At 58.4% G+C, this 25876-nt stretch carries 25 protein-coding genes; 9 read left to right on the forward strand and 16 right to left on the reverse strand.

The features are described 5' to 3' along the window. Positions 1–13: 13 nt before the first annotated feature. Genes ACQ5BM_RS27135 through ACQ5BM_RS27190 form a run of 12 tightly spaced genes read right to left on the reverse strand, consistent with a single transcriptional unit; the run spans position 14 to position 12312 of the window. Positions 14–1330 (reverse strand): MFS transporter, encoded by a 1317-nt coding sequence (locus tag ACQ5BM_RS27135; RefSeq protein ID WP_429818028.1) that lies wholly within the window; start codon positions 1328–1330, stop codon positions 14–16. 55 nt (positions 1331–1385) lie between these two features. After that, complete coding sequence (gene otnC, locus ACQ5BM_RS27140; RefSeq protein ID WP_429818030.1) at positions 1386–2030, reverse strand: 3-oxo-tetronate 4-phosphate decarboxylase; 645 nt, start codon at positions 2028–2030, stop codon at positions 1386–1388. Continuing rightward, positions 2027–3301 carry a 3-oxo-tetronate kinase gene (gene otnK, locus ACQ5BM_RS27145; protein WP_429818032.1) on the reverse strand — a complete coding sequence of 425 codons (1275 nt, stop codon included), beginning with the start codon at positions 3299–3301 and terminating at the stop codon, positions 2027–2029. The genes otnC and otnK overlap by 4 nt, the downstream gene beginning before the upstream one ends. Before the next feature lie 4 nt (positions 3302–3305). Continuing rightward, positions 3306–4784 carry an aldehyde dehydrogenase gene (locus ACQ5BM_RS27150; RefSeq protein ID WP_429818034.1) on the reverse strand — a complete coding sequence of 493 codons (1479 nt, stop codon included), beginning with the start codon at positions 4782–4784 and terminating at the stop codon, positions 3306–3308. Positions 4785–4796: 12 nt separating this feature from the next. Then, positions 4797–5507, reverse strand: a complete 711-nt coding sequence (locus ACQ5BM_RS27155) for a haloacid dehalogenase type II (protein ID WP_429818036.1) — start codon at positions 5505–5507, stop codon at positions 4797–4799. Then, positions 5504–5821, reverse strand: coding sequence for a putative quinol monooxygenase (locus ACQ5BM_RS27160; RefSeq protein ID WP_429818038.1), 318 nt, complete (start codon positions 5819–5821; stop codon positions 5504–5506). The genes ACQ5BM_RS27155 and ACQ5BM_RS27160 overlap by 4 nt, the downstream gene beginning before the upstream one ends. After that, positions 5818–6933, reverse strand: a complete 1116-nt coding sequence (locus tag ACQ5BM_RS27165; RefSeq protein WP_429818040.1) for an isocitrate/isopropylmalate dehydrogenase family protein — start codon at positions 6931–6933, stop codon at positions 5818–5820. The genes ACQ5BM_RS27160 and ACQ5BM_RS27165 overlap by 4 nt, the downstream gene beginning before the upstream one ends. Before the next feature lie 12 nt (positions 6934–6945). After that, a complete protein-coding gene (locus ACQ5BM_RS27170) occupies positions 6946–7656 on the reverse strand; it encodes a GntR family transcriptional regulator (RefSeq protein WP_429818042.1) in 711 nt (236 codons plus the stop codon). Between the two features lie 27 nt (positions 7657–7683). After that, positions 7684–8544, reverse strand: coding sequence for an NAD-dependent epimerase/dehydratase family protein (locus tag ACQ5BM_RS27175; protein ID WP_429818044.1), 861 nt, complete (start codon positions 8542–8544; stop codon positions 7684–7686). A gap of 28 nt (positions 8545–8572) precedes the next feature. Continuing rightward, positions 8573–9550 carry an ABC transporter permease gene (locus tag ACQ5BM_RS27180; RefSeq protein WP_429818046.1) on the reverse strand — a complete coding sequence of 326 codons (978 nt, stop codon included), beginning with the start codon at positions 9548–9550 and terminating at the stop codon, positions 8573–8575. Further along, complete coding sequence (locus ACQ5BM_RS27185; RefSeq protein WP_429818048.1) at positions 9540–11123, reverse strand: sugar ABC transporter ATP-binding protein; 1584 nt, start codon at positions 11121–11123, stop codon at positions 9540–9542. The genes ACQ5BM_RS27180 and ACQ5BM_RS27185 overlap by 11 nt, the downstream gene beginning before the upstream one ends. Before the next feature lie 58 nt (positions 11124–11181). Further along, a complete protein-coding gene (locus tag ACQ5BM_RS27190; protein WP_429818350.1) occupies positions 11182–12312 on the reverse strand; it encodes a substrate-binding domain-containing protein in 1131 nt (376 codons plus the stop codon). A 439-nt stretch (positions 12313–12751) separates the two neighbouring features. Between ACQ5BM_RS27190 and ACQ5BM_RS27195 the strand changes: the two genes are divergently transcribed. The 9 genes from ACQ5BM_RS27195 to ACQ5BM_RS27235 all read left to right on the forward strand — a co-directional run bounded on the left by ACQ5BM_RS27195 (position 12752) and on the right by ACQ5BM_RS27235 (position 22151). Next, positions 12752–14254 carry an aminoacyl-histidine dipeptidase gene (locus ACQ5BM_RS27195; RefSeq protein ID WP_429818050.1) on the forward strand — a complete coding sequence of 501 codons (1503 nt, stop codon included), beginning with the start codon at positions 12752–12754 and terminating at the stop codon, positions 14252–14254. Positions 14255–14264: 10 nt separating this feature from the next. Next, positions 14265–14735, forward strand: a complete 471-nt coding sequence (locus tag ACQ5BM_RS27200; protein WP_429818052.1) for a cupin domain-containing protein — start codon at positions 14265–14267, stop codon at positions 14733–14735. Further along, a complete protein-coding gene (locus ACQ5BM_RS27205) occupies positions 14732–15136 on the forward strand; it encodes a cupin domain-containing protein (protein WP_429818054.1) in 405 nt (134 codons plus the stop codon). Before ACQ5BM_RS27200 ends, ACQ5BM_RS27205 begins: the two co-directional genes overlap by 4 nt. An 89-nt stretch (positions 15137–15225) precedes the next feature. Further along, positions 15226–16299: a sugar ABC transporter substrate-binding protein gene (locus ACQ5BM_RS27210; RefSeq protein WP_429818056.1), complete on the forward strand. Its 1074-nt coding sequence runs from the start codon at positions 15226–15228 to the stop codon at positions 16297–16299. Between the two features lie 75 nt (positions 16300–16374). Next, on the forward strand, positions 16375–17886 hold the full coding sequence (locus ACQ5BM_RS27215) for a sugar ABC transporter ATP-binding protein (protein ID WP_429818058.1): 1512 nt from the start codon (positions 16375–16377) through the stop codon (positions 17884–17886). Beyond that, a complete protein-coding gene (locus ACQ5BM_RS27220) occupies positions 17879–18853 on the forward strand; it encodes an ABC transporter permease (RefSeq protein WP_429818060.1) in 975 nt (324 codons plus the stop codon). The genes ACQ5BM_RS27215 and ACQ5BM_RS27220 overlap by 8 nt, the downstream gene beginning before the upstream one ends. Positions 18854–18863: 10 nt before the next feature. Next, on the forward strand, positions 18864–19568 hold the full coding sequence (gene araD, locus ACQ5BM_RS27225) for an L-ribulose-5-phosphate 4-epimerase AraD (protein ID WP_429818062.1): 705 nt from the start codon (positions 18864–18866) through the stop codon (positions 19566–19568). 8 nt (positions 19569–19576) lie between these two features. Continuing rightward, positions 19577–21193, forward strand: a complete 1617-nt coding sequence (locus ACQ5BM_RS27230; RefSeq protein ID WP_429818064.1) for a ribulokinase — start codon at positions 19577–19579, stop codon at positions 21191–21193. A 46-nt stretch (positions 21194–21239) separates the two neighbouring features. Further along, complete coding sequence (locus ACQ5BM_RS27235) at positions 21240–22151, forward strand: LysR substrate-binding domain-containing protein (RefSeq protein ID WP_429818066.1); 912 nt, start codon at positions 21240–21242, stop codon at positions 22149–22151. 55 nt (positions 22152–22206) lie between these two features. Here the strand turns inward: ACQ5BM_RS27235 and ACQ5BM_RS27240 are convergent, their stop codons facing one another. From ACQ5BM_RS27240 to ACQ5BM_RS27255, 4 genes are all read right to left on the reverse strand, one after another. Next, positions 22207–23100 (reverse strand): nucleotidyltransferase domain-containing protein, encoded by an 894-nt coding sequence (locus tag ACQ5BM_RS27240; RefSeq protein WP_429818068.1) that lies wholly within the window; start codon positions 23098–23100, stop codon positions 22207–22209. 9 nt (positions 23101–23109) lie between these two features. Beyond that, positions 23110–24042: a patatin-like phospholipase family protein gene (locus ACQ5BM_RS27245; RefSeq protein WP_429818070.1), complete on the reverse strand. Its 933-nt coding sequence runs from the start codon at positions 24040–24042 to the stop codon at positions 23110–23112. 178 nt (positions 24043–24220) lie between these two features. Further along, positions 24221–24862 (reverse strand): dihydroxyacetone kinase subunit DhaL, encoded by a 642-nt coding sequence (gene dhaL / locus ACQ5BM_RS27250; protein ID WP_429818072.1) that lies wholly within the window; start codon positions 24860–24862, stop codon positions 24221–24223. A 15-nt stretch (positions 24863–24877) separates the two neighbouring features. Then, positions 24878–25870: a dihydroxyacetone kinase subunit DhaK gene (locus tag ACQ5BM_RS27255; protein WP_113540300.1), complete on the reverse strand. Its 993-nt coding sequence runs from the start codon at positions 25868–25870 to the stop codon at positions 24878–24880. Positions 25871–25876 lie beyond the last annotated feature (6 nt).

The following is a 25876-nucleotide window of genomic DNA, read 5'->3' on the forward strand; positions in this document are numbered from 1 at the left end:
CCGGCATCTGCGTTCAGGCGGTTTTGGGCTTCACGAAGTACAAGGCGCAAAGAGCGGTTACAGTCCAGACGACGGCTACCAGATAGATGCCGGCGTCGGTCGCACCCGTTGCGGCGGTGAGATAGCCGATGATGGACGGTGCGACGAAGCCAGCGGTTAGCGCAATACTGTTCACGAAGGCTATGCCGGTGGCCGCAGCTTTTCCTTTAAGTATCGCTGTGGGAAGGGTCCAAAAGACGGGCAGTGCAGCCATGACGCCACTGATGGCCATGCTGAGGCCTGTGACGACCATAACGATGTTTGTCTTGAAAAGCGTCGCGACAACGAACCCGGCGATGCCAAGCGCGCAGCTTCCGAAAAGGTGCCAACGGCGCTCACCCATACGGTCGGAATTCCGGTTGACGAGCAGCATCACCACAACGGCGGCTCCATAGGGGACTGCCGAGAGGATGCCGATCTCAATGGTGTCTGTGATCCCGGCGTTGCGGATAAGCGAAGGCAGATAGAAGAAGACACCAGACTGCGAGAGGACGATACCGAAAAGGATGCCGCTCAAGGCCAGTACATTCTTGTCAAAGAAGACGCGAGTGAACCGCATTTCATGCTTCAACAGATCTTCGCTATCGAGGTTCGCGCGTAACGTCTTTTTCTCCGACGGCGAAAGCCACGAGGCGTCCTCGATACTGTTGGTTAGCCATTTCATGACCACAAATGCGAGAAGAACCGCGGGAAGGCCTTCAATAATGAACATCCACTGCCAACCGGAAATACCAAGGGCACCATGCGTTCCGGCGATGATTACGGCGGAAAGCGGAGCACCGAGTACACCTGCAAGGGGTGCTGCCAAATACAGCAGCGATGTGATCCGCGCGCGCCGGTGTGACGGATACCACGTCAAAAGGAAGAATATAACGCCGGGAAAGAGACCTGCCTCACCCACGCCGAGCAGGATTCGTAGGATATAGAACGACGTTTCCGAATACACGAAAGCCATCGCCATCGAGATGCAACCCCACGTGAACAGTATTCTCGCCAACCACCGCCTAGCGCCGAAACGGTGAAGCATCAGGTTGCTAGGCACCTCCGCGAGCGCATAGCCAATGAAGAACAGTCCGGCCCCCAAGCCATAGACAGCTTCGCTAAACCGCAGCTCCTCATTCATTGCGATCTTCGCGAAGCTGATATTGATACGATCCAGATAGGATACCATGTAGCAAACCAGCAGGAGCGGCAGGAGCCGCCACGTCACTTTTCTGTAGAGTCCATCCTCCGCTTCGTTTCGGGCGCCCTCCATGGCGGACAGGCGCACAGCTTCAGTGTGTCCAGACATATGACCTCCTCTTCATATACTTGGCCGATTGACTTGATTGAGAGATTGAAGCCGCTCATTTTGACCGGTTCAGCAGCGCCTCCTTTTGGGCTGCGGTCAGCGGTCGAATGTCGCGGTGTTGGAGAAGAAGAAAGAGCTTGGCTGTCTCCTCCAACTCTTCTGTGGCGTACTGCGCGTCCTCAAGCGTCTTGCCCGCCACGACAGGCCCGTGGTTCGCCATAAGAACGGCGTGATGTTTCTCCGCTGCCGCACCGACCGCGGCCGCGAGGGCTTCATCGCCTGGCGGAAAATAGGGGACCAACGGAAGGCTTCCCACGCGCATCACATAGTAGGCGGTGAGCGGAGGAAGGACGTCATGCTCGTTAACGTCTCTTAGAATGCTTGCCGCGACGGAGTAGGTGGAGTGCAGATGGACGACCGCGCTTCGTGACCTGTCGCAATACATGCATTTGTGGAGAAACGCTTCTTTGGTCGGCTTGTCGCCGCCTACGTGGACGCCTTCCGCGGAGAAGAGAGAGAGCCGTTCCGGCTCAAGCATTCCGAGAGAAGCGTTGGTAGGGGTCATCAACATTCGGTCGTCAGAGAGCCGCACACTGATGTTGCCGGTCGAGCCAGAAGTTAGGCCTCGGTCGAATATAGACTTCCCGACCCTGGCGATGTTGTCGCGGGTTCTGGTTTCCTCAGATACGATGGCCGTCATCGAATTTTATCCCAAGCGTCCACGAAGAACTCGCGCCCGCCAAAATTTCCGGACTTCAGGGCTAGCCACAGCTGCCCGGAACGGAGCGGGGCACTGACCCATGGCACACCAGGCGCGATCTCGTTGCCGATATCAAGTTGGTTTATGCCAAGATGTTTGACGACAGCGCCCGACGTCTCGCCACCGGCAACAATCAATTCGGACACACCGAGATCGACGAGAGAGCCGGCAATCCGTGCAAGCGCGCTTTCGACCATCTCGCCGGCTTTGCCGATACCGAAACTCGACTGGTTTGCTTTCACTTCCTCGGGATTTGCTGTCGCATAAAAGAGGATGGGCTTCCGGCCCAGCCTATCTGCCGCCCAACCCAGTGCTGCGGAAACGACATCTTCTCCTGCTGCGAGCGATGCGACGTCGACCTTGAAGCCCTCGTGACCTCTCAGCATTGCCGCGACTTGGCCATTAGTTGCCACTGAGCAACTGCCCGACACCACGGCCCTTGATCCGTGAGTACTCGCGAACTCAGGTTTGCTTTGCGATGTCGGTCGATCTTTAAAGAGGACTGTCGCCAACCCAAGCGCTAAACCCGACGCACCCGTTAGGAGCGGGGTGTCGGCGAAGGCTTGCGCCACGACTTCGAGGTCTTCGTCGGCAATGGCGTCCACAATCGCCACTCCAAACCCGTCTGCCCTCGTTTTGTCTGCCCAGGCCCGCACTTCGCCTACGCCTGCGCTGACTGTATCTCGATAGCAGGCGGTAACCTTGTGCCTTGTCTGCGGTGAGAGGACTCTTACAAGGTTCGAATCCGTCATCGGCGTGAGCGGATGCTGCTTCATGCCGGACTCGTTCAGCGGGACATCGCCGACGAAAAGGTTGCCCTTGTAAATCGTCCGGCCGTTCGCCGGAAAAGCTGGACACGCGATAGTGAAGCCGCTGTCCAGTTCCTCAAGCATGGCATCGATAACCGGTCCGATGTTGCCGTTTGCCGTTGAGTCGAACGTCGAGCAGTACTTGAAGTAGATCCGCTCGGAACCTCGATCGCGTAGCCACCGGAGGGCCGCGAGAGATTGGCGCACCGCCTCACTAGGAGGGGCAGTGCGCGTCTTCAGCGCGATAACGACAACATCGGCGTCGATCGATAACCCACCCTCGGGGACGTCGATCAGAACCGTGGTCTTCATTCCGGACTTCGCGAAGATCCCGGCGACGTCAGTTGCGCCTGTGAAGTCGTCCGCCACGCAACCGATGAGGAGTCTCCTGTGATTCGTCATCGTGTCACCGCATGATGAAAGGGTTCGCGACGCTGTCCGCTGTCGAGATCATTACGCTCTTCGTTTGCAGGTAGTTCTGGATCGAAGCCATGCCGTTCTCGCGGCCGATGCCCGAGTGTTTGTAGCCACCGAGCGGCGACATGTAGCTGATGGTGCGATAGGTGTTGACCCAGACAGTCCCGGCTTGGATCGCCGACGAAACACGAAGAATCCGCCTCATATCCTGCGTCCAGAACCCCGCGGCGAGTCCATAAACGGTGTCGTTTGCAATTTGGATCGCTTCCTCTTCGGTGTCGAAAGGAATAACTGATAGAACAGGACCGAACACTTCCTCCTGGGCGATGCGCATGTCGTTCCGCACACCAGCGAAGATTGTCGGTTCGACAAACCAGCCATCTGCGAACTCGGGCGCGGAAGGTCTGCCGCCGCCAAGAAGGCATTCGGCGCCTTCGGCCCTTGCGATGTCGATATAGCCGAGGATCTTCTCGAGCTGCGGCGGAGTGGTGACCGGGCCAACCTGCGTGGCAGTGGACAGGGGGTCTCCCATCCGCGCGGTTCGAGCCAGCGCGATTACCTTCTCGAGAAACTGGTCGTGGATCTTGCGCTCCACAAGCAGGCGCGAGCCCGCGATGCAGGTCTGGCCGGTTGCAGCGAAGATGCCGGAAATGACACCGTTCACCGCATTGTTGATCTCGGCGTCTGCAAAGACGATATGTGGGCTTTTCCCGCCAAGCTCCAACGTGACCTTCTTGAAACTGCGGACAGCCAGCTCTCCGATCTTGCGCCCTGTCGCCTCGCTGCCCGTGAAGGCGATCTTCGCGACGTGCCTGTGGGTTGTCAGTGTCTCTCCAACATCCGCGCCGAAACCCGTCACCACATTGAAGACCCCGGCAGGGAAGCCGGCCCTCTCCACCAGTTTGGCGAACTCGAGCGTGGATGCCGATGTGAATTCAGAGGGCTTCGCGACAAAGGTATTTCCCGCCGCAAGTGCCGGAGCAAGCTTGTAGGCAAGAAGAAGGAGCGGAGAATTCCACGGTGTGATCCCGACGCAGACACCGAGCGGCTCGTTGCGGGTGAAGTTGAATGTTTCCGGCTTGTCTATCGGGATGACCGTGCCTTCGATCTTGTCGGCGAGGCCCCCGAAGTAATAGTACCACTGCGGAATGTATTTCAGCTGGAACAGCATTTCATTGATGAGTTTGCCGTTGTCTGTGGTCTCTATCGTCGCGAGGCGCTCGGCGTTTTCGGCGATCAGGTCGCCAAGCTTCCTGAGGAGATGCCCTCGGTCGCTCGCGGTCAGTCTCGGCCACGGGCCGGACGTGAACGCCCTGTGTGCAGCCTCAACGGCGCGTTCAGCATCGTCCCTGTTGCCTTTGGGTATCAACGCCCAGGGCTTTCCGATGAACGGATTGTGGGACGCGAAGGTCTCTCCTGTGGTGGAGTCTTCCCATTTCCCGTCAATGAGCATCTTGTAGGTTTGCATGTGCGTATTCCTTTAGCAGCCTAGCTGAGCCGCCAGATGGTTCAGGTCTTCTGCGACGTAGTCCCAGTTTTGTTCCGCTTTCAGATCGGTGGTCTGTCCGGGGCCATATTCGGTGGGGCGAGGAATGAAGGCGGTTTTGAGCCCCAGGCTGCGCGCCGCTGCGAGATCGTAATTGTGTGCCGCGCACATCATGACCGCCTCGGGCTTCAGATAGAGCATTTTGCACACGCCGAGATATGTCTCTGGATCCGGCTTGTAATGACGGAAGAGTTCACACGAGAACACATTGTCCCAAGGCAGATCGGCATGCTTGGCCATGTTCACGAGAATGGCGACATTGGCGTTTGAAAGCGGGCCGATGATGAACTTCCGCTTGAGGCGATGCAGGCCTGCCGATGCATCCGGCCAACCGGAGAGCCGATGCCAAACCCTGTTGACATGAAGCAATCTTGTTTCGTCGAGAAGAGGAATTCCCATTTCGTCGAAGACGGCATACAATGCCTCAAGGTGAAGCTCGTCGAGGTTGGTCCAGGGTAATTCACCGCTCCGGACGCGAGCCTTCTGCGGATTGTAGCGATCGCGCCAGCGATCGACCAACTCTGCCCAGTCCACCTCGATGCCTTGAAGCGTGCCCCAAGCGCTGAGATCACTGATGATCGAGCCGCGCCAGTCTACGACGGTTCCGAAAGTATCGAACACGATCGCCTTGATCTTCTCGGTCATAGTTTGCCTCCGTCCAGTAGGGCGGGAACGCGTTGCAGGGTTTCGACCCGCTTTTCGACGACCCATGGCTGGGACATCTCGTTGAAGCGTAGGAAGTGTGAACTCGCCAGATGGACGTCGAAGGCCGCCCGGTCCCGATAGACTTCGTACAGGTAGACACGGTTCGGGCGCTCGGGGTCCTGGCACACCTCGAAAACGGAGCAATCTGGCTCGTCGCGCAGCGACATTGCGGCATTTTCGACGATGGCCGGCAGGAACCGTTCCATGCACCCGTCGTGAACTTGAAAATCGACCACCACAACGAACCCGGTCATGCGACCTCCCTGCGGACAGCTGACAGGGAGTTGATGACCGACCTCGTCATCTCGGTGCAGTTGGCCGTGCCGCCGTATTCCATCGGAACAGCCAACTTTGTGGACAGCGTGTGTTCGACCGCACCCTCGATCATCCTCGCCGCGTCCGCGAGTTTCTCGTCAGCATGATGGGCGGCGAGCCAGTCAAGCATCATCGCGCCGGAAAGGAGCATGGCACAGGGGTTCGCAATGCCTTTGCCCGCGATATCAGGGGCCGTCCCGTGAGCGGGCTGGAACAGACCATACTTCTCACCGATGTCGGCCGAGGGAGCCATGCCCATGCCGCCGATCAGGCCTGCGGCCAAGTCGGAAAGAATGTCGCCAAACATATTCTCAGTAACCAGGACATCGAGCGTCCACGGCTTTTTCACCATTGTCAGCGCGAGAGCATCGACATAGGCGTGGTCTCGCTGAAGACTGGGATGGCGCGCAGCGACCTCGTCGAAAATCTTCCGGAAAAAAGCCATCGAACTGAAGACGTTTGCTTTGTCGACACAGGTGACCGTACCGGATTTGCCTCGGCGCTTGCGCTGCGCCGCCAATTGGAAGGCAAACTCGGCAACGCGTTCGGTGCCCGCACGAGTGATCTGCATCGTGTCGTACGCTTCGGCGTCGTTGACTATCTCACCTCTGCCACGAGCGTAGAACAGACCCTCTGTCTGCTCGCGGACGAGCACGAAATCGATATCTTCGGCACGGGGGTCAGTCAGGACCCTCGGAAGTCCTGGAAACCAACGGATCGGTCGGACTCCAGCGAACAATCCGAGTTCCATTCGGAGATCGAGTTGCGGAATTATCTCGGTTCCATCGGGGAATCGAATATCCGGCCAACCCATCGCGCCGAAGAGGATCGCATCGGACGACTTGCATGCGTCGAGGGTCACGGAAGGGAGCGCTTCTCCAGTTTCGGAGTAATATTGTGCGCCTGCGTTGTGGACCTCGAAGGTCATAGGTGCTGCACCGACCGAGGATATCGCTGCTGCGAGGACCTCCAGGCATGCGGGCATCACTTCTTTGCCAATCCCGTCTCCGGGGAGGACTGCGATTTTGAACGACTGGTTCGAGATGGTCATTGTTGTACCTGTTCAAAGGTGGTTGAGGCCCAGATGGTCGAGAAGCGCGAGTAATTCTCGACCGGCCCTTTCGCGATGTGCCTTGTGGATGTTCCGCGCCTTTTCGCGATCACCTTCCCGAATGGCTTCCACCAGTTGGGCGTGCTCGCGGGTCGAGTTCACCGGCTTGGGGCGCATTTTGAGCGTGAGCATGCGGACGCGGTGCGCCCGATCGATGAAGTTGAGGACGACTGATTTGAGCATCTGGTTACCGCCAAGTTCCAGAAGCTGCTCGTGGAACCGGGCGTCAGCCTGCGCCCATCGCTCGAGGTCGTCTTCCTCAAGCGCCTTGTCCATGTCCGCGGTGGCCTTCTCGAGGCCCTCGAGTTGCTGATCGGAGAGATTCCGGCCGGCGGCAAGCTCGGCCGCCGTGCTTTCGAGCGACGTCAGGATATCGTAGATTTCCTTCATGTCGGCAGACGACACTGGAAGCACGCGCATTCCGTGCCGCGGGATGACTGACACCAGGCCGTCCTGTTGAAGTCGCATTAACGCTTCCCTGACCGGAGTACGGCTCATGCCGAGCGTTGATGCCACTTCCTGCTCGGTCGCCTGGAAACCCGGCGGCCACTTGTTATCGAGGATCAGCTGGCGGATTCTCAGATGGGCGGTTGCCGTCATGGTCTTGGCAAACGTATCTTCCTTCGCTTCGGCGGCGATCTCGAACTTCTTTGTAGAGGCCATGCGCTTTCTCCAGACAGTATGGTTGCGTTAGGAGCCTGCGTATCGACGCCAGCTGTGCTCGGGCTTGTATCCCAGAACGGCTTTCGCTTTTTCGATGGAAAGGAGCGTCTCGTGGTCTGCAACGGTCCTGCCGAACGGCACTCCGGGATAGAATTTGTCTACGAGGACCTTGTTGGGCGTGGTCATCACACCGTCCTCGTTCGCGATAATGAAGACTTCGGCACCCGTCCCAGACCATTCGAGTGATTTCCGGATCGCCTGAGCGCCGTCACGCGCATCGATGTAGGTCCAGAGATTGAAGCGTCTGCTGCCGGGATTGCTTTCGAAGTCCGGAAACGAGGTGTATTCGCTTTCGTCCATGACGTTTGAAAAGCGCAGGCAGACAATCTTGAGATCCTTGTCCCAGCGGCAAAACTGCTTGGCCATTTCCTCTCCGAGATGCTTCGAGAGGGAATACGAAGTTTCCGGCCGGGACTCGAAACTTTCGTCCGCTGGAAAGTAGTCAGGCTTGATGTCATAGGGGATGCCGAGAAGGGTCTCGCTGGAGGCCCAAACGACGTTTTTGATGCCGAGCAGCCGGCATGCTTCGAAGACATTATAGGTCGAGATCGTATTGACCCTGAAAACGTCAGCCGGGGCCACTCTCCCAGGCATGGGGACCGCAGCTAGATGTACGACGGCTTCGGTCTTCCGGTTGTGATCCCAATCGAAGCCGGCGATCGCTTCGAGCGTGGCCCGCATGTCCTCGAAATTGACACGCACGAATGGGCATAGGTTGTGTTCCGGCTCCACATGATCGGCGTTGATGACGTCGTGTCCGCTTTCAATCAGATGCTTGACCGTTGCTCGTCCAAGCTTTCCGCTGCCGCCGGTGACAATTACTCGCATTGCTATTCCTCCAGATAATGACTTCGACTTAGCGACCGCGCCCGACCGCTACTGCAAGGATAATCAGCGCTCCGCGCGCGATTAGTTGTTGGCTGTATTCAAGACCAGCGAGGATCAGCCCGTTATTGATGACGCCGATCAAAAGCGCCCCGACAATTGATCCAATGACCGTACCGCGACCGCCGAAAAGACTTGTGCCTCCAAGGACCACTGCGGCAATGACCGAAAGCTCGTCGCCTTCACCGAGTTGGAAGCGGCCGGACTGCAGACGCCCCGCGTAGAGCATTCCAGCGATGGCCGCTGCCATTCCCGTGAGGATGAGAACCTGAAACTTGATGTTGCGGACGTCGATACCGCTGTAGCGCGCAGCGACCGGATTCCCGCCGGCGGACATCACTTTGCGACCGAACGGAGTTTTCCGGAGCGCGATGTGCGCGATACTGCCAAGGATTGCGACCCACAAGACGAGAACAGGCACCGGGCCAATGTTTCCGGATCCGAAGATGAATATGAACGCTTCGTCGATGACCGGAACAGGGGATGTTCCGCTAACCCACATGCCCACGCCTCTGGCTATGCCCATCATGCCGAGTGTCACGAGAAATGATGGGATACCAAGATAGGCCGTGAGCGCGCCGTTCACGGCGCCCACTGCCGCCCCGAGCGCGAGACCGGCGAGAATTCCGGGAACAAGGCCATATTGAATAAGAACAAGGCCTGCCACCACCGAACTCAGGCCTGCGACAGCGCCGACCGAGAGGTCGATTTCACCCGCTGACAATACAAAAGACATGGCCATCGCGATGATCGCCACGATTGCCGTCTGCCGGATTATGTTCAGCAGGTTGTTCGTTGAAAGGAATCCGCGGTCTTGCAAGGCAATTGCGAAAACGACGAATATTGCGACGAAGCCGATGTAAACGACATAGTCCCGCCAGTTTCCGAGAATGGAGCTTTTGGTGCGAGCCGAGGCGTCGGCGGTCAGGGTTTTGCCATCAGTGGACATGGTGATTTGCCTTCTGTATCGCGACCTGCAGGCCTAGTTCCGTACGGATCAGAGAAGATTGGGTTTCATCGCCAACATTGGTGGCCCAACTGTCGATCTCGTCGCGCGTGATTTCCCGGGCGAGGCGGCCGTTGCAAAGCACGAGGATGCGGTCGCTTGTGGCGAGGAGTTCTGCTGGCTCCGACGAAATGACGATGACCGACTTTCCAGCGTCGGCGATGCCGCGAATCAGATCGACGATTTCCGCCTTCGAGCCGATGTCTACACCTGCTGTCGGTTCGTCGAGGATCACGACAGAAGGATCGATAGCCAGCCATTTTGCTATGACGATCTTTTGTTGATTTCCACCCGAAAGGTTGCGCACCCGGTTTTCGGCATTTGGCGTCTTGATCCGGAGCCTGGAAATCAAGCTCGATGTCAACTCCCCCTCCTTGCGGCGATCGATCAAGACCCCTCGGGTTACGAGATCGATCTGGGGGAGGGTGAGGTTGTCACCGACGCTGTGTTCGATGACGAGCCCTTCTTCATGGCGGCTTTCCGGAACCAGTACGATGCCGGCCTTAATGGCATCAGCGGGTTCCGAGAGTTGGAGACCGCGGCCGTGGAGCTCGATCTCGCCGGCGGTTTTTCTGTCGATACCGAAGAGAACTCTAGCAAGCTCGCTGCGTCCCGCTCCCATGAGGCCCGCGATGCCCAGTACCTCTCCTTTGAACAGGTCGAACGAGACGGCGTCGGGCTTTCCGGCGGGACCGGATACGCCCCGCACGCGCAAGGCTGGGCTGACGGTCCTGTCTACCGTACGGGACCGGTATTCGAAGCCGCTCACGCGTTTGCCGACCATGTGCTGCACGATGCTGTCCAGTGTGAAGTCGGCCACCTTACCGGACGTGACGTTCTGGCCGTCGCGCAGGATGGTTATGTCATCAGCGATCGTTATGATTTCGGTCATGCGATGCGAGACATAGATTATGGCTGTGCCCGCGGCGGTCAACTTCCGCAGCATGCCGAAAAGCGTATCGACTTCCTGGGAGCTTAGCGAAGAAGTCGGCTCGTCCAAGATAAGCACTCGTGCATTCTTGGAGATTGCTTTTGCAATTTCGGTGAGTTGGGTCTGTCCTGGGCTGAGCTCGGACACCAGCGTGCGGGGATCAATGTGGAGATTGAGTTGAGCGATGATCTCAGCCGCTCGATCGACTTCCTCCTTCTCGTCCACGAGCATCGAAAACCGCTTCGGCTCGCAGTTCAGAAATATGTTCTGCGCGATCGAAAGCGAAGGAATGAGGCTTAGGTCCTGGAAGATCATCTCGATCCCTAGACGGCGTGCATTCTCCGGCGTGCACACTGTCATCGGCTCGCCGTGGACGTTGATCGTGCCCTCGGTCGGAGTGACCACGCCCTGAAGGATCTTCAGCAAACTCGACTTACCCGCGCCGTTCTCCCCGACCAGGGCATGAATGGTTCCGGGACTGACCTTTAGATTGACACCGCGCAGGGCATGGACCCCACCGTAGGATTTCTTGATGTCGCACATCCTGACGGCCGCGACTGTTTCCGTGTCTGAGATGTCGGTCATGATGTCTTCCGATCTCGCTTGTTGGGGAACGGCGAACTGGCGCCGCTCCCCGTTACGGTCAGTTCATCGCGCTCGTCAGGATGCCGGGAGCTTGATCGCCGTTGGAAAGAGGCCATGCCTCAAGGAGGTTGTCACGGGTCACCGCTAGCGCGGGAAGAACGACGTATGGCGGGGCTTCCTTGCCGAGCAGAGCGTAACCAGCGAGGATGCCTTCGGCATAGCCTGCGCCGTAGGGGCGCTGCGATCCAGTACCTTTGACGTAGCCCTTCTTTGCCATGTCGAGCGAGATGTTTACGCCCAGATCGCATGTCGTGATTACGAGGTCAGTCGATGCGCCGACGGAGCGGGCTGCGGAAAGCACGCCTTCGGTCGGGACGTCCCAGACGGCCCAGATCCCGTTGAGGGTCGGATGGGCGGTCAACATGGCGGACGCCACGCGTTCTGCTTCGCCTGCGAAATTCGGGCCGCCTACGCCGCTTTCCTCAACGACCTTGATGTCCGGGAAGTCCTTGATCGCCTCCTTGAAGCCGACCACTCGCTCCTTGGTGGCAAAGAGGTCAGAAGCATGCGGGATCAGGCCGACTTCGCCTTTGCCTTCGAGCGCCTGGGCCATCAGGAGGGCAGCGACCTTTCCCATGCCCCGGTTGTCGGAAGAGACCAAGCTGACATAGTCCTTGCCGGCCTGCATGCCCGCGCCGGTCTGGTCGAGGAAGACGATTTTGATACCGGCTTCGGCCGCCTTCTTGTAAGCGGCGGCTGTGGCGGATTGTTCGGCCGGAACACTGATCATGATATCCGGCTTGAGCGCCATAACGCTTTCGATGTCGGCAACTTGTTGTTCTGCGCGGTAGCCGGCATCGGTTACAGCAACGATTTCGATGCCGAGCTCATCGAGGGCCTTTTTCTGTCCGGCCATCTGTGCCTTCGCCCAGTCGGAGGCGGTGTAGTGCATGACGATCGCTGCTTTGGCGTGCTTGGCCTTTATCTGCTCGATTTCTTCAGGGGTAAGCTTGAGGTCACTGGCAAGCGTCGCCGGCTCGCCGTTGGGGCCGGGAGCCGGATGCTTCTCGATGTCGCTGATCTGCTGGGTGATATCGATCGCATAGGCTGAATGAGCAAAGGACACGCCCGCTAACAGAGCGGCCGCCGTAGCTAAAGTCCGGACGGACTTGCGAAAATGATAAGACATCTGACTCCTCCCAAAGTGCGATAATCGAATGAATTCGGTTTGTGCATCCGATAACGTATACATTAACGAATTTGTTGATGTGGTCAACATACCAGAGCGAGCAGTTCGACGGATTCCGTTCAATTTCGGGAGTGGGTGCCGCGACGAGACTTACGCAGCGCTGTAACGACGCGGACATTCCTTCACGCTGAAAGCGGCCATCGCCGTAGGCGATGTTTTGCCGGTCGACGCGTTCAGGTGAATTTTCCTCACCTATTTCGCCAAATATTACGTTTGAAATAGCGCCCGGATCGGACGATGTTTCATACGCGGAGGCAATCGGGATGGAGATCGCCTGACAATCTGATGTAACGCGCAGTAAATAGGCGTCTTCAATGTGGAATAGTCCTATTCCGCAAACGGGACGATTTTGCGCGAATTCGAATCTGGAGGAACTATAGTGAATATTTCCGCAAAAGCGTCAGTAGGATCGCGTAATAACGCTGTCCTGGCGGGGCTCGAGCCTGCGATCTTCTTCGGCTTTTTCGAAGAGCTTAGTGCGATCCCACGGGGTTCGTTCAACGAGAAGCAGGTCAGCGACCATATCGCCAATTTCGCCCGGGTCCGAGGCCTCGAGGTTTATCAGGATGAAATCTGGAACCTGCTCATCAGAAAGCCCGGCACTCCTGGCTATGAAAATGCTCCAACTCTTATCCTTCACGGTCATACCGACATCGTCTGCGAAAGCGACGAAGGCGTCGAGCACGACTTCGCCAACGAAGGTATCAAGCTGCGTGTCGTGGGCGATTTTATTCACGGTACGGGAACGACCCTGGGGGCAGACAACACTGTCGGCGTAGCGCTCGCCATGTCGCTTCTGGCCTCCGACGACATCCCGCATCCGCCACTCGAAGTGGTGCTGACCGTGCAGGAAGAAGTCGGGAAGGGTGGTGCGCAGCATTTCGACGGCTCGAAGTTGACGGGTAAGCGCCTGCTCGACATGAACTGGCATGACCCGAAATCTCTGTTTGCCGGATGCGCCGGAGACATCTCTGCGCGCTTCAAGATACCGCTCGAATGGCGGGATCGCCCCGCCGGGCAGAAAGCAGCGGTGCTCCGCGTATCCGGTCTCAGCAGCGGGCATTCCGAATTCGACATTCATCTCGAACGCGCAAACGCCATTGTGCTTCTCGGCCGCCTGCTACGTTTCGCGATGAAGAACAGCAATATCGGCGTGATCCAGGTCAATGGCGGCGTGAACCGCTACGTCATTCCGGGTGAAGCCGAAGCGGTCATCTCACTCGACGCGTCCGGCCTCCCCAAGCTGAAGAGCGCAATCGAAGCCGAAGGGAAGGCGATCGCAGCGGAGTATTCCGTCAGTGATCCCGAGCTAAAGGTCACGCTGACCGAAACCGATATCGACACGGGCGCCGTTTTCGCGCCGGAAACAGCGAAGGCGATGGTCTCGGCAATGAACCTGCTTCCAAACGGGGTTCAAAGCCGGAGCCTAGTCGTCGACAATCTCGTCGAAAGTTCGAACACGGTCGCGTTGCTTTCCAACGACCAGGACCGCATCGAAATCGTCTCTACGATCCCAAGCGCCATCAGTTCGCGCAGGTACAACATCGTAGACAAAATCCGGGAGTTGTCCGAAGTCGTCGGAACAGGTGCGACGGTTGAGACGTTCGCAGACTGCCCGGAGTGGCCGTACAATCCGGATTCCCGAATGCTTGCCGCAGGACGCGCGGCCTACGAGAAGGAATTCGGTGAACGCCCGCATGTTGAGGTCTCGCATTCGAGCCTCGAGCTTGGCTTGTTCCGCAAAAAGGTCCCGGACATCGACATGCTCTCAATCGGTCCGGAAGCGTTTGACGTCCACACGACGCGCGAGCGCCTTAACCACACGACCGTCGACTCCACCTGGCGTCTGCTCAAGGCGCTGCTAGCGGAACTGAAGATCTGAGGCGCTAACGATGACCATTCCCGCGTACTTTGGAAACTTCCCGTTCCCTCCGGGCGAGAAAAGACCTCATCATCTTACAGCCGATCGGTTCAAGATGTTCATCTATACGGGCGCAAAGCCGTATACGAGCGACCTGAATTACCTGCTCGCCAGCACAGACAAGATGACTACGGGCATTTATCAACTTGCTCCTGGCAGTAACTTCGATCCTGCAGACATTCATGCCGGCGACGAGGTCTACTATGTCCTCGAAGGAGAGGTACATCTACTCAATCCCGAAACAGGGCACACGGAGCGCTTGGGGCCGGGTGATTCAATCCTGATCCCGATGGGCGTGCCTCATCGCGGCTACAACTTCACGGACAAAGCCGCCGTGATCCTGTTCTGCATCGCTCCGAAGATTTGGGACGAGAACGGACCGCCGACGGGTTATTTCGGTGCGACCCGTCTCTTCAAGTCCGAACGGAGGGTTTCCAAATGAGCCTCGAAAAACTTGGAAAATACCCGGTCGATGGTGCGGAAGCGCGCGAGACTGGTGCACTGGTCAAGGTCGCCCGGGAGGATCGGCTCAACCTCATTTTCGGCCAGGACCACCCCGTCCTGCTCGAGATGTGCGTGTCGAACGACTACATGCACGTGGGTGAGATCGTGATCCCAGTCGGAGGCGTGGGGCCCCGCGCCAGTGAGCCGAACAGCCACGAGGGGGACGCGATCTTTTATGTCCTCGAGGGGCCTGCAACATTCTACGTGGCCGATGGCGATGAGACGTTCCACATCCGGGATAGGGAGGCGTTCTTCCTGCCGGCTGACATCAACTACCAATGCCTGAACTATGGCTCCAGACCAATCCGCATGGTCTTCACCATAGCGCCTGGCCTCTGATCCGCTGACCACATTGACCAAACGAATACCTCCGCGGGCAATGCCCGCGGACGGGAGGACCGCGTCTTGTCACAACCAGGGAGGATCACGTGACAAATCTGAAACGTACTCTACTAGGAGCCGCCGTAGCGATCGCATCGGTCGTTTCGTTCCAGTCAGCTCTTGCACAGCAGCCCGACTACAATGCTGTGTTTCCCGGAATCTTGATGGACAAGGACATCAAGCCGACGGGTCAGGAAATGAAGCCCGTAAAGAAGGATAACCGTCCGCTCAAAGTGGGCTTCCTTCCGACGGCCATGGATACATACTACCAGCGTGTTCTTGCCGGCGTGAAGGAAGAGATCGACAAGCGCGGCGGCGGTGAAACCATCGAGCTTCTCGTACAGGCCCCGAGCAGCCAGTCCGCCACCGACGACCAGATCAGGACAATGGAAGCCTGGATCAACGATGGCGTCGACGCGATCGCGGTCGCCCTGTACAACGAGGGTGCTCTCCTGCCGTCGATCCGACGCGCGACCGAAGTCGGCATCCCGGTCTTTCTCTTCAACTCCCCGGTCGCCGACAATCCTTATTACGTCAGCGATATCGGCTACGACCAGGCTGACGGCGGCCGCGCCCAGGCGCAGTGGATGGTCGACACTTATGGCGACAAAGAGCTGAACGTCGGCATCCTCGAGGGTCTGCCGGGCCCGCACACGAGCCAACGCATGAAGGGGTTCAACGAGATCATCTCCAAGCACCCGAACTTCAAGATCGTGGCACAGCAGCCTGCTGGCTGGGTCCGCGCTCAGGGCCTGTCAGTCACAGAAAACATGTTCACGGCTCATCCGGATATCGACGTGCTCGTCGCCCTCTATGACGAAATGGCCCTCGGTGGTCTCCAGGCACTCAAGGCCAAGGGGCTGAACGGCAAGGTCGCTATTGTCGGCTACGAGAACATGAAGGAAGCGAACGACGCGATTTTGACGGGCGATTTCGCTGCGACCGTCGACACGGGTGCGAAGGAGGAGGGCCGCAACATCATTCGTGCGGTCGAGGAGTTCGTGATGAAAGGCAATCCGCTGCCAAAGAAAATCTTCATCGCGCCGACGACCTACGACTTGAAGAACATCAAGACCTTCAATCAGGACGATTACGTCTACGTCCCCCAGCAGAAGATGTGACCAACCAGCGGCCCTCGCTGGAGGGCCGCTTCTTCCCAAGGGGTGAACGAGATGACGCAGAGTCCGCTTCTGGAAATGAAGGGCATCAGCAAGCGCTTCGGCAACATGCTAGCGCTTAACGGTATCAACCTGGTCCTGAATCCGGGAGAGGTCCTGGGTCTGGTGGGAGAAAACGGGGCTGGCAAAAGCACGCTCATGAAAATTCTCGCCGGCGCCTATGGCCGCGATGAAGGCACGATCTCCGTTCGCGGCGATGTCGTCGACCTAGATGATCCCCGCGCAGGGGCGGATGCCGGGATTTCGATCATATACCAGGAGCTTAGCCTCTTCCCAGATTTCGACGCCGGCGAGAATGTCTTCGCGGGCAGGGAACTCACTCGCGGGCGTTTCGGATTGGCCCCGTTGGATCACGGCCGGATGCGCGAAGAGGCTCGCCGCATACTCACGGAAGATCTCGGCGTCGATATCCCGGTCGACCGTCCCGTCCGCGAACTGAGCCTATCGCACAGGCAGATGATCGAGATCGCGAAGGCTCTCGGCACCAATGCCGACATCATCATCATGGACGAACCGACCGAGGCACTGGAGGAAGCCGAACGCAGGCAGCTGTTTGCGGCGATCAAAAGACTCCAGAGCGCCGGTAAGGCGATCATCTATGTTTCACACAGAATTCAGGAGCTTCTCGGCATTTGTACCCGGGTGATGGTGCTCAGGGACGGCAATACCGTCGCCGACTATCCGACGGCCGGTCTTGATGTCGACAAGGTCGTCAGCGCGATGATCGGTGGCTCGCTTGCAAAGCAGTTTCCTCCCCGTGCCCCTGCGAAGTCCGAACCTTCGCTGGAAGTGCGCGGCTTGACGAAGAAGGGATCGTTCGAGGACATCTCGTTCACGCTCGCCAAAGGGGAAATCTTCGGATTCGCGGGCCTCGAAGGGTCGGGCAAAAGCGCACTGCTTCGGTCCCTGTTCGGTCAACACCCTTACGACGCTGGCGAGATAAGGATCGGCGGAAGCCCAGCGGAAATCAAAGACCCTGTGGACGCCATCCGCGCCCGGATGGCGTTCCTCCCGGCGGAACGAAAGACGGAGGGCATCTTCCCGCTACGATCCGTCGCCTGGAATCTCTCGATCGCCAACCTAAAGGCCATCGGTAAAGCGACGCTCAATCCGAGCAAGGAGCGTGAAGTCGCATCGGACTACATCGCGAAGCTCGGCGTGAAATGCAACGGCCCGCACGCTGAAATCACCTCGTTGAGCGGCGGCAATCAGCAGAAGGTCCTGCTGGCTCGCTGGCTGCTGACAGGGCCTAAGCTTCTTATGCTCGAGGAACCCACGCGTGGCGTCGATGTGCGCGCCAAATCTGAAGTCTACGCACTCATTCAAGCGGCCGCGAAGGACGGCTGCTCGGTTCTCGTCGTGTCGGCGGACAACGCGGAGCTTCTCGGGCTCTGCCACCGTGTCGCGGTCATGTTCGAAGGAAAGATCACAACCGTGGTGGATGCCGCCACGTCGAAGGAAGAGACGCTCGCCCTGCACACAGTCAGGTCGCCGAAAGTCCTTCAGCACCAGGGAGAAAACAATGTCTGACGTCGCAGTCACCCGTGCGTGGCCGGCTCTCAAGTTCGGCCGTAACAGTGGCAACGCTGGCGTATTCGTCGCGTTCGCCGTCTTGCTTATAGCCCTCGGCTTCGCCGCGCCACGCTTTTTCACCGTCGGCAATTTGACCGATGTGCTCCGACAGGCTGTGCCGATCGCCGTCATCTCGTTTGGGGCTACCTTCGTCATCGGTATGCGCGGTATCGACCTCTCGGTCGGTTCCACGCTTGCGCTCACTGGATTGGCCACTGCAAACCTCATCGTGCTCGGCTATCCCGTCGCGATCGCTTGTGCCGCAGGGATTGCCGTCGGTGCGGTCATCGGCTTCGTGAACGGCATACTGATTACCAAGATCGGGATCACGGACTTCATCGCGACGATGGCCGTCATGGTCATTTGCCGTGGCATAGTGATGGTCTACACCCAGGGCATCCCGATCGTAGGTGCTTCCGATCCCGCCTTTCGCGTAATCGGTCAGAGCTATCTCGTGGGCATCCCGGTTCCCGTGATCCTCACCGTCATCGTCTTCGCAGTTGCCTACTATCTGATGTACTACACCCGGTTCGGTCGCTTCGTCCTATCGATCGGAAGCAATCCTGACGCCGCGCGACTGGTCGGTATACCGACCGACAAGGTGAGGATCGGAGTGTATGTACTTGGGGGTGTCCTAGCATCATTCGCGGGCGTCCTGCTGACTTCTCGCCTTGAGGCCGCCATGCCGGAAGCGGGGCAGGGGTACGAACTCGACGTGATTGCAGCCGTCGTCATCGGGGGAACGGGACTCTCCGGAGGCCGCGCCACGCTGCTCGGAACCGCCGTAGGAGCGGTCCTTATGGCGGTCGTGCGGAACGCGCTCAACCTCCTCAACGTGAACACCTTCTGGCACCAGGTCGTCATCGGAACCATCATCCTGATCGCCGTCGCCGCAGACCGGTTCAACCGACGTCAGAAGTCCTAAGGAGGCGACCGTGAAGTATTCCGAACTGCGCAAATCGGTTCTCGACGCAAACTTTGAGCTCTATGAGAGCGGTCTCGTGATCTCGACCTTCGGCAATGTAAGCGCCATTGACCGCGAGCAGGGGCTGGTGGCGATCAAGCCAAGCGGCGTGTCGTACAAGGCCATGAACGTCGGCGACATCGTTGTCACCGACCTCTCCGGAAAGATCGTGGACGGAGAATTACGCCCGTCTTCGGACCTCGACACCCATCTCGAATTATACCTGGCCTTCCCGTCAATCGGAGCCGTCGTGCACACCCATTCGTTCTTCGCGACAGCGTGGGCCCAATCGGGGCAAGGCATTCCGGCGATGGGTACGACCCATGCTGACTATTTCAATGGCCCTATTCCGGTGACGAGGCAACTCACGGAAGATGAGATCGGCGACGATTACGTCCGCAACACGGGCAGGGTGATCGTTGAAGCGTTGGGGAACAAGCCTCCACTGTCGATACCTGCTGCCCTGGTCAACGACCACGGTCCGTTTTGCTGGGGTACCGACGCAGCCGACGCGGTTCACAATGCCGAGATGCTAGAGGCGGTCGCGAGGATCGCATTTCACTCGCGGCAGATCAGCAAGGATGACCCGGAAATCTCGAGCGCGCTTTTGCAGCGCCACTTCCAGCGCAAGCACGGCCAGTCGGCGACGTACGGCCAAGCTGGACGGTCAAAGTAGGAACTGTCATGTCGGTAGTAGCAGGTGTTGATTTTGGAACGCTGAGCGTTCGCGTGACCTTGGCGGACACCCAGAGCGGACCTCTCGGGACGGCCGTCGCTGAATATCCGCTCAAAAAACTCCGCTCCGATCCTGACCATGCGACGCAAGCTCACGCGGACCATATGGACGCACTGGTGCTTGCCGTGCGTGGTGCGCTGAGGGAATGCGGGATGAAAGGCTCGGAAGTGCGCGCCTTGGCGATCGACACGACCGGATCCTCGGTGTTGCCCGTGGACAGAAATCTTCAGCCACTAGGCGACTATTATCTTTGGTGCGATCACCGGGCAAAGGCGGAGGCCGAAGAAATCACGGCGGTGGCGAAGGAGAGCCACCTCGAGGCGATCGAGTGGTGCGGAGGAACCTATTCGCATGAGTGGGGCTTCGCGAAGCTGCTCCATTTTCTGAGACACAACTCGGATTTGCGGGAACGCTTCGCGACGGCCGTGGAACACTGCGATATGGCGGCGGCCGTGCTCACAGGCGCAACGGACAGCTCTTCAATCGTCCGTAGCGTCTGCGCCATGGGACACAAATGGATGTGGAATTCCAAGTGGGGCGGTCTGCCGTCGCAGGCCTTTCTGTCCCGGGTAGATCCGCTGTTCGACGGAGTGCGCGAGAAGATTGGCGGCACCTATCTCACGTCGGCAAGGGTCGCAGGCCACCTTAGCCCGTACTGGGCGGAGCGGCTCGGGTTGCCGGCGGGCATCCCAGTTCCGGCGGGAGCGTTCGACGCCCATTGGGACGCGATCGGCGCCGGATGCCGCCTCGGCGACGTCGTCAATGTCATAGGCACTTCGACTTGCATCATCGCGGTTAGCGAACGCGTCAAACTGATCCCGGGCGTATGTGGCGTCGTTCCGGGCAGTGCGCATCCTGATCTTGTCGGCGTGGAGGCCGGGCTCTCTGCGACCGGAGACATCTTCGACGCGATCGCAAGACGCGCGGGGACCTCGGTGGCGCGGCTGTCCGAAGGGCTAGAGTCGCTTGAAGGTGGACGCACGGGATTGATGAGGTTCTCGTGGGATAACGGCGACCGAACCGTGCTGGTTCGGTCGGACCTCGGCGGCATGACGATTGGCTGGCATCTCGGCCATACGGCCCAGGACGAATTGTATGCCGCGATCGAAGGCACCGCATTTCACACGAGGATCATTCTCGAGCGGATGGAACAACATGGTGTCCCAGTACACCGCGTCATCAACGGAGGCGGCATCCCGCAGAAGAACCCTCTCCTGAACCAGATCTACGCGAACGTTCTCGGAAAACCGATACTCGTGCCAGACGGCATCCCGACGGGGCTTGGCTCGAGCATCTTCGCAAGCATAGCAAGCAAGGATCATGCATCTGTCGAGAGTGCACAGTCCGCGATGTGCCTTGGATATAGAAGATTCGAACCCGATCCCGCGACCCGTGGCCGTTATGAGACACTGTATCAACTCTACAAACAGGTCTACATGGGGTTCGGAACGTCGGGGCTCAGCGATTTCTCCGAAGTGCTTGGCGACATCAAGCGCATCGCCGCCGGAGAGGCGACCAGGGCCGGTACCGGACATCGCTCAGCCCGCAAGGTCGCCGCGATATGACGAGGCCCGGTAGAAGGAGACGAGGCAATCTGGGATCGGAGAAGCCATGATTTCGGTTCCTTCGATGCGTGCGATACAATCGTTTGTGGCCGCTGGAAGGATGGGATCTTTCTTGGAAGCAGCTGCTCAACTGCAACTGACGCCTTCGGCTATCAGCCACCAAATTCGATTGATGGAGGAGGACCTCGGGGAGAAGCTGTTTCACCGCATTGGCCGGACGGTTTCCCTGACCGAAGTCGGAGAGCAGTACCACCGTCATCTATCGGAAGCTTTGTCGATGATCGAGAACGCCACCGATGAAGTATCCCGTCGCAACAGCGCGGACGTGCTGAGTGTCGGCTGTTCCCCGAGCTTGGCGTCGTTGTGGTTGATGCCTCGGCTGTCGATGTTCGAAGAGCGGCATCCCTCGATCGAAATAAGACTGATCTCTTCCACCGACCAATCGATGCTCCATGACGGCTCAGTGGACGTGGAGATTTCTCATGGAAGCGTGCCCCGTCTGGGTTCGATCGCGGTTGATGAATTTCCGCTGGAAACAATTGTCGTCGCGTGCTCCCCGGAACTCGCAGCGAAGGAAAAGAAAATCCGCCAACCCTCTGATCTGATTGGGCACACGCTTATAAAGTCGGAGCAAACGCTATACAGTTGGCATCAATGGGCGAAGGACCACAATCTCGCGATCGACGTGAACCGGGGACCCCGTTTCCGCGACGCCTTCATGTCTATCGCCGCAGCCGTCGAAAGCCGCGGGGTCTGCCTGGAAAGCTTCAGGCTGCTGCGCAGAGACGTCGAAAAAGGAAATCTGGTTCTGCCCTTCGGGATGACAGGCCCCAACCTTCGTTGCCACAGCTTATGCTACATCCGGTCAAAGCTCAGGTCGCATAAGGTCAGCGCCTTCAAACAATGGCTGGAGCACACTTGGACCGGCGACAGCGTGCTGAGTGAAATGCGAAGTTAGGGAAAGTTGGCTCCGAGACCGAAACTTCGGAAACTGATGAGCAGGCTTGAAGGTGTCAGCGCCACTCCCGCCAAAGCCTGAGTAGTGCATCCAAGAATGTCTGGCAATTGGTTGCGCTCCACGTAACCGGCGTACTTCCAAGGAGGCTATGTATCCCATTCGCGCATTTGAACTGGGACCGATCCGCTTGCGCTATGAAGTCGTAGGTCGCGGCGACCGTCTTTTGGAAAGATTTGCCAAACATCTCGGTCGGCACATTATAGAGCATGCCTTCGATGAAGTATGATGGTGCAATTCCTTCCGGCAGTACTCTCCGATCTATCATGCAATTCCGCATGTTCTTGTAGATCCGTACCGTTGGCTTGAACCACGAGTCTGTCTGTTGGTGTTTTGACGTGCAGTTGGCTGAATGCTGCTTTGGATAATTCACAATCTGCGTTCCGTCTGGCAGATAGAAGCAGATACCGCTCGCATAGGACTGATCGGTCAGGGATTTGAAGCTATAGTAGTATCGATACTCGATGGCCGGCAGCACATCGCAATCTCTTCGGTTTTTTCCCGCAGGGATGAAAATTGCCTTCTTCCCTGGCGTAACTTCTTTTCCATAGTTGGTGATGAGCCACGCCGTCACGTCCGCTTTGTATTGGCGGTATGAATACGCTGCGGAACCCTTGTAGGCGCCTTGGAAGGCCTCGTACTGTTCGGTTCTCAGTGTGTCGGCGTCATGAGCGAAGGTGGTATCAATCATCGATACGACGTCAACATCGCTTTCGCGAGCGACATTGGTGTCATTTCCATAAGATCCCTGCAAAAAGACGTTGGGCCGCTTGTCCGCGAAGGGTGCCCTCCAATCCTCCAAAACTTCCTTTACCGCTCTGTAGGTGTCCCGAGATGGGCCGGCTGCGGGTTGATGCGACCATGTCTCAAGCTGACGTTCCGGAATGGCCATTTCACACCCTTAGAAGAACTTTTTCAGATCGGCCTCGTACTCGCGAAACGACTCGCGGCCGCGTTGATAAATTTGATCCAACTTGTCGTGGTTTGCCTCGAAAAGATCGGCCGCCATGCTTGGTTCACTGTAAGTCTTGCTTATGCGGATCGTTGGGACGTCGTTGAACAATACGCTTCGAAGTTGATGCATAGACTTTGTGTTGATTTCCAAAACCTTCTGTAACAAGCGCACGGTGAAGAGGTATCCCACCCAATGGGCGATGCTCGTGTAGCGCTTCGGTGCTGGGTATGAGCCGACACCGATACTGACGACCCGAACGTTTGCTCTTGGCACTCCATATGCCTCGATGGCGTCGGCGATGGCGTAGAGCGTGGGATTGTTGGCGCAGAAGCCGCCGTCTGCGGCAAGGATTTTCTGACCGTCGCTGGTGAGGATGAGCTTCCGGCTGAAGAACGGGTAGGCCGAGCATGACGCTTGAACGGCGTCTCCGATAGTGCAGCCCCACCCTGGTTCGAACGTTCCATGGTCGCCGTGGGCTTGATCGACTGAGGTTTTGAAGATCAACGGCGTCTCAAACGCCCAGCGTGTCGCGACAATACCGATGTCGGTCCTGAAATCCGGAAACTTCTTGCCCTGGAAAACTTCGGCCGATAGCTCCTCCAATGCCTTCGATTTCGTCCATGGGAACCTCCGCCGCATGATTTTCACAACGTGGTCTTTATAGAGCGCGTGGATCTCGTCCACGCTGAAGCCGAGACAAATAAGTGCCGCGATGATCGACCCTGTGCTGGTCCCGTACACAAGGTCAAACCGCTCATGGAGGCGGCAGCCCAGCATCCCTTCGATGCCTTTTAGAACGCCAAGCGAATAGAATCCCTTCGCGCCCCCACCGTCGAGGCTGAGGATGCGAAAAGGTCGGCTGGACGAGTTCCCCTCCATGATTCTCCAAGCAATGTTCACCTATATGGGTATTATTGCATGTAGCCCCCTGCAAGCCTAGCTGGCGCTTTCGGCGATGCCCGGTCAACGGCCAGTTTAGTGAATCGGCGCACTCATCACGCCGAGAAGCGCCGGTCGAGCCCGGCATGGAAGGCTCAACAGGGAAGGGATGGGAAGCCTACTGAAGCCTCCGGCGCGCACCTTCTGACAGTTCTTTAAGAATGATCGCGCACGAAGTTGCGCCGGCGTCGAGCACTCCGAGCGAACGCTCGCCGAGCCGGCTGGCCCTGCCGATGCGCGCGACCATGTTAAACGTGGAATCGCGACCCGCCTCGGAAGCGGTAACCAGCGCTGCCAACGCTTCGCCGAACGACTTTCCATCTGCTGTCGCCCGGTCGAAAGCCTCGACAGCTGGTACAAGCGTGTCGATCAGTGTCTTGTCGCCGACCTTGGCGGAGCCAATGGATTGGATACCCGCTAGGCCGGCATGAAGCATGCGGCTGTAGGCTTCGTTGTCGATGTGTTCAACATCATCAATCTGCTCGGCAAACTCGGTGAACATCACGCCATAAAGCGGACCCATGGAGCCACCGATCTCGGTCATCAGGACAGTGCCCAACGTGTCGAGTGCGGTCGCGAGCGAGAGTTCTTTGCCCCTAAGACGATCGGCCACCATGCCGAAGCCCTTGGCCATGTTGATACCGTGGTCGCCGTCGCCGATCTTGCCGTCGATCTCGCTCAGATAGGCGCGGTTCTCGATGATGCGTTCTGCGAGCGACAGCACGATCGCGCCTGAATTGGCGTTGCTAAACGTTTGCATGATGCGCTTCCTTCCTCACAGGATGGTGGTGCAGCGGACCTCGACGTCGAGGAGCGCCTTGAGTTCGTCGTCGAGTGCCAGCACGGTCAGCGTAGCGCCGACCATCTCCAACGATGTGAAGTAATTGCCGATATAGGTGCGGTAGATGCTAAGGCCGCGGGCGGTGATTTCCTTCTCGATCGTATCGTTCAGGATATAGAGCTCGTTGAGCGGCGTGGCCCCGAGGCCAGAAACCAGCACCGCAACCTCCGTTCCTGACGCCAGGTTGTGATCGTCGAGCACGATCTGGCACATGTCCTTGGCGACTTCGTCGGCGGTCTTCAGCGCTTCGACCCGCACGCCCGGTTCGCCGTGGTGGCCGATGCCGACTTCCATCGTGCCGGGCTCGATCTGGAAGTTCGGATGGCCGACGGCGGGAAGCGTGCAGGGACCAAGGCCGACGCCGATCGAGCGGCAGTTGTCGATCGCCTTCTGCGCGGTCGCGCGCACCTCTTCGAGACTTGCGCCTTCGGCCGCCTTGGCGCCGCCGATCTTCCACATGAAGATCTCGCCGGCCACGCCGCGGCGCTTCTCGCGCTCTTCCGGCGGTGCCGAGCAGACGTCGTCATTGGCAACGACGGTCAGCACCTCGATGCCATCCTTGGCAGCGAGCTTCGTCGCCATCTTCACGTTCATGTTGTCGCCGGCATAGTTGCCGTAGAGGCAGACGACGCCCTTGCCGCCATTGGCTTCACGGATCGCATCGTGGAAGCTCTTGGCGGTCGGTGAAGAGAAAAGCTCGCCGACGGCAACGGCATCCAGCATGTTGCGGCCGGTGTAGCCGATGAAGGCCGGCTCGTGGCCGGAGCCGCCGCCGGTGACGACACCGACCTTGCCGGCAACCGGCGCGCCCTTGGCGACGACCACGCGCGGGTTGTCAGCCAGGCGAACGATGTCGGAGTGAGCCTTGACGAAGCCCTTGACGGTGTCCTCGACCACCTCGTCGGGATTGTTGATAAAACGTTGCATCGCGTC

It is taken from the genome of Ensifer sp. B1-9, assembly GCF_050474445.1.
Classification (GTDB): Bacteria; Pseudomonadota; Alphaproteobacteria; order Rhizobiales; family Rhizobiaceae; genus Ensifer.

Coding starts and splice junctions, on each gene's coding strand:
- ACQ5BM_RS27185 (WP_429818048.1), bottom strand. CDS start 11,123: ATGACCGACATCTCAGACACGGAAACAGTCGCGGCCGTCAGGATGTGC.
- ACQ5BM_RS27135 (WP_429818028.1), bottom strand. CDS start 1,330: ATGTCTGGACACACTGAAGCTGTGCGCCTGTCCGCCATGGAGGGCGCC.
- ACQ5BM_RS27205 (WP_429818054.1), top strand. CDS start 14,732: ATGAGCCTCGAAAAACTTGGAAAATACCCGGTCGATGGTGCGGAAGCG.
- dhaL (WP_429818072.1), bottom strand. CDS start 24,862: ATGCAAACGTTTAGCAACGCCAATTCAGGCGCGATCGTGCTGTCGCTC.
- ACQ5BM_RS27230 (WP_429818064.1), top strand. CDS start 19,577: ATGTCGGTAGTAGCAGGTGTTGATTTTGGAACGCTGAGCGTTCGCGTG.
- ACQ5BM_RS27160 (WP_429818038.1), bottom strand. CDS start 5,821: ATGACCGGGTTCGTTGTGGTGGTCGATTTTCAAGTTCACGACGGGTGC.
- ACQ5BM_RS27200 (WP_429818052.1), top strand. CDS start 14,265: ATGACCATTCCCGCGTACTTTGGAAACTTCCCGTTCCCTCCGGGCGAG.
- ACQ5BM_RS27255 (WP_113540300.1), bottom strand. CDS start 25,870: ATGCAACGTTTTATCAACAATCCCGACGAGGTGGTCGAGGACACCGTC.
- otnC (WP_429818030.1), bottom strand. CDS start 2,030: ATGACGGCCATCGTATCTGAGGAAACCAGAACCCGCGACAACATCGCC.
- ACQ5BM_RS27165 (WP_429818040.1), bottom strand. CDS start 6,933: ATGACCATCTCGAACCAGTCGTTCAAAATCGCAGTCCTCCCCGGAGAC.
- ACQ5BM_RS27180 (WP_429818046.1), bottom strand. CDS start 9,550: ATGTCCACTGATGGCAAAACCCTGACCGCCGACGCCTCGGCTCGCACC.
- ACQ5BM_RS27175 (WP_429818044.1), bottom strand. CDS start 8,544: ATGCGAGTAATTGTCACCGGCGGCAGCGGAAAGCTTGGACGAGCAACG.
- ACQ5BM_RS27245 (WP_429818070.1), bottom strand. CDS start 24,042: ATGGAGGGGAACTCGTCCAGCCGACCTTTTCGCATCCTCAGCCTCGAC.
- ACQ5BM_RS27215 (WP_429818058.1), top strand. CDS start 16,375: ATGAAGGGCATCAGCAAGCGCTTCGGCAACATGCTAGCGCTTAACGGT.
- ACQ5BM_RS27240 (WP_429818068.1), bottom strand. CDS start 23,100: ATGGCCATTCCGGAACGTCAGCTTGAGACATGGTCGCATCAACCCGCA.
- ACQ5BM_RS27190 (WP_429818350.1), bottom strand. CDS start 12,312: ATGTCTTATCATTTTCGCAAGTCCGTCCGGACTTTAGCTACGGCGGCC.
- ACQ5BM_RS27170 (WP_429818042.1), bottom strand. CDS start 7,656: ATGGCCTCTACAAAGAAGTTCGAGATCGCCGCCGAAGCGAAGGAAGAT.
- ACQ5BM_RS27150 (WP_429818034.1), bottom strand. CDS start 4,784: ATGCAAACCTACAAGATGCTCATTGACGGGAAATGGGAAGACTCCACC.
- otnK (WP_429818032.1), bottom strand. CDS start 3,301: ATGACGAATCACAGGAGACTCCTCATCGGTTGCGTGGCGGACGACTTC.
- ACQ5BM_RS27220 (WP_429818060.1), top strand. CDS start 17,879: ATGTCTGACGTCGCAGTCACCCGTGCGTGGCCGGCTCTCAAGTTCGGC.
- ACQ5BM_RS27235 (WP_429818066.1), top strand. CDS start 21,240: ATGATTTCGGTTCCTTCGATGCGTGCGATACAATCGTTTGTGGCCGCT.
- ACQ5BM_RS27155 (WP_429818036.1), bottom strand. CDS start 5,507: ATGACCGAGAAGATCAAGGCGATCGTGTTCGATACTTTCGGAACCGTC.